The sequence below is a fragment of the Ferrovum myxofaciens genome, from assembly GCF_000735045.1.
Taxonomy (GTDB): Bacteria; Pseudomonadota; Gammaproteobacteria; order Burkholderiales; family Ferrovaceae; genus Ferrovum; species Ferrovum myxofaciens.
Map to the genome: position 1 here is coordinate 1 of NZ_JPOQ01000176.1, position 3,164 is coordinate 3,164.

Genomic DNA, 3,164 nt, shown 5'->3' on the forward strand with positions numbered 1-3,164 from the left:
AATTAGTATCGGTTAGCTTAACGCATTACTGCGCTTCCACACCCGACCTATCAACGTCCTGGTCTCGAACGAACCTTTAGGAGGGTCAAGCCCTCAGGGAAGTCTTATCTTGAGGCAAGTTTCCCGCTTAGATGCTTTCAGCGGTTATCTCTTCCGAACATAGCTACCCGGCAATACGACTGGCGTCATAACCGGTACACCAGAGGTTCGTCCACTCCGGTCCTCTCGTACTAGGAGCAGCCCCCCTCAAACTTCCAACGCCCACTGCAGATAGGGACCAAACTGTCTCACGACGTTTTAAACCCAGCTCACGTACCACTTTAAATGGCGAACAGCCATACCCTTGGGACCGGCTACAGCCCCAGGATGTGATGAGCCGACATCGAGGTGCCAAACTCCCCCGTCGATATGAACTCTTGGGAGGAATCAGCCTGTTATCCCCAGCGTACCTTTTATCCGTTGAGCGATGGCCCTTCCATTCAGAACCACCGGATCACTATGACCTGCTTTCGCATCTGCTCGACTTGTCAGTCTCGCAGTTAAGCATCCTTATGCCATTGCACTATCAGTACGATGTCCGACCGTACCTAGGATACCTTCGCACTCCTCCGTTACTCTTTGGGAGGAGACCGCCCCAGTCAAACTGCCTACCATACACGGTCCCCGATCCAGATCATGGACCTAGGTTAGAACCTCAATGACATCAGGGTGGTATTTCAAGGTTGGCTCCGGTACACCTGGCGGCATACCCTCACAGCCTCCCACCTATCCTACACAAATCCCATCAAAGTCCAATGTAAAGCTACAGTAAAGGTGCATGGGGTCTTTCCGTCTAGCAGCGGGTAGATTGCATCTTCACAAACACTTCAACTTCGCTGAGTCTCGGGTGGAGACAGTGTGGCCATCGTTACGCCATTCGTGCGGGTCGGAACTTACCCGACAAGGAATTTCGCTACCTTAGGACCGTTATAGTTACGGCCGCCGTTTACCGGGGCTTCGATCAAGAGCTTGCACCCCATCACTTAACCTTCCGGCACCGGGCAGGCGTCACACCCTATACGTCCACTTTCGTGTTTGCAGAGTGCTGTGTTTTTATTAAACAGTCGCAGCCACCATTTCACTGCAACCCCTTTTTGCTCCGGTCGTAAAGACCTTCACATTATTGGGGCGCACCTTCTCCCGAAGTTACGGTGCTAATTTGCCGAGTTCCTTCACCCGAGTTCTCTCAAGCGCCTTAGAATTCTCATCCTGCCCACCTGTGTCGGTTTGCGGTACGGTCTCGATTCAACTATCGCTTAGAGGCTTTTCTTGGAAGCAGGGTATCAACTACTTCAGACCCGTAGGTCCTCGTCATCACGCCTCAGCATTGACACTCCGGATTTGCCTAGAGCATCTGCCTACACGCTTAAACCGGGACTTCCAACACCCGGCTAGCCTAACCTTCTCCGTCCCCCCTTCGCATTGAATCAAGGTATCGGAATATTCACCGATTTCCCATCAGCTACGCTTCTCAGCCTCGCCTTAGGGGCCGACTCACCCTGCGTCGATGAACGTTGCGCAGGAAACCTTGGGCTTTCGGCGAGCGGGCCTTTCACCCGCTTTATCGCTACTCATGTCAGCATTCGCACTTCTGATACCTCCAGCAAGGTTCACACCTCACCTTCAACGGCCTACAGAACGCTCTCCTACCATATCCTTTCGGATATCCCTAGCTTCGGTGCATGGTTTGAGCCCCGTTACATCTTCCGCGCAGAACGACTCGATCAGTGAGCTATTACGCTTTCTTTAAAGGATGGCTGCTTCTAAGCCAACTTCCTGACTGTCTTCGCCTTCCCACCTCGTTTTCCACTTAACCATGTCTTGGGGACCTTAGCTGAGGGTCTGGGTTGTTTCCCTTTCGACACCGGACGTTAGCACCCGATGTCTGTCTCCCACGCTCGCACTTTCCGGTATTCGGAGTTTGCCTTGGGTTGGTAGATCTAAACGACCCCCTAGCCAAAACAGTGCTCTACCCCCAGAAGTGATACGTGAGGCACTACCTAAATAGTTTTCGGAGAGAACCAGCTATTTCCAGATTTGTTAAGCCTTTCACCCCTATCCACAGCTCATCCCCTAGTTTTTCAACACTAGTGGGTTCGGTCCTCCAGCAGGTGTTACCCTACCTTCAACCTGGCCATGAATAGCTCATCTGGTTTCGGGTCTACACCCCGCGACTGAACGCCCTGTTCAGACTCGCTTTCGCTTCGCCTCCCCTATTCGGTTAAGCTCGCCACGGAATGTAAGTCGCTGACCCATTATACAAAAGGTACGCAGTCACCCCAGATCTAATGACCCTCAAAATCAATCCAGATCCTCTAGCCTTTTAAAGACCAAAAATCCCTGAAGATCGTCAGCATTTCATCTTCTAATAGTCTTTTGGCTCACTTCGCTCGCCCAAAGACCCGAAGATCATTAAATCTGGGGCTCCTACTGTTTGTATGCATGTGGTTTCAGGATCTATTTCACTCCCCTCCCGGGGTTCTTTTCGCCTTTCCCTCACGGTACTAGTTCACTATCGGTCGATTACGAGTATTTAGCCTTGGAGGATGGTCCCCCCATCTTCAAACAGGATTTCACGTGTCCCGCCCTACTTATCGCAACCTCAGTCTCACCACTCACTTTTCGCGTACGGGGCTCTCACCCTCTATGGCAGACCTTTCCAGGCCTTTCCGCTAAATCAATGGCTATCTGTTGCAGGCTCTTCCCAGTTCGCTCGCCACTACTACGGGAATCTCGGTTGATTTCTTTTCCTCTGCCTACTTAGATGTTTCAGTTCGGCAGGTTCGCTCCTCATACCCTATGTATTCAGGTATGGGTACCCTCGCGGGTGGGTTTCCCCATTCGGACATTTTCGGATCAAAGCTCGTTTGCCAGCTCCCCGAAACTTTTCGCAGGCTACCACGTCCTTCATCGCCTGTAATCGCCAAGGCATCCACCACATGCACTTATTCACTTGATCCTATAACCTCAAGCACCTCACATCCCTACCTCGTAAAGTACCAAATGCTATAAGCTCGTGTTTATCTCACCTCCCTCTCTCAAAGAAGGTGTCAATACAATCTAACCCAGTATCTGACCACTACGCTTTCTTGAAATTAAACCAGTCTCGCGACCAGCCCTCTTCC

Annotated in this window: 1 rRNA gene; it reads right to left on the reverse strand. The window is 51.5% G+C overall.

Annotation, left to right across the window (positions count from 1 at the left end):
- Positions 1 to 2,998: ribosomal RNA gene (locus IV91_RS0112535) — 23S ribosomal RNA — on the reverse strand; the annotation flags it as partial.
- Positions 2,999 to 3,164 lie beyond the last annotated feature (166 nt).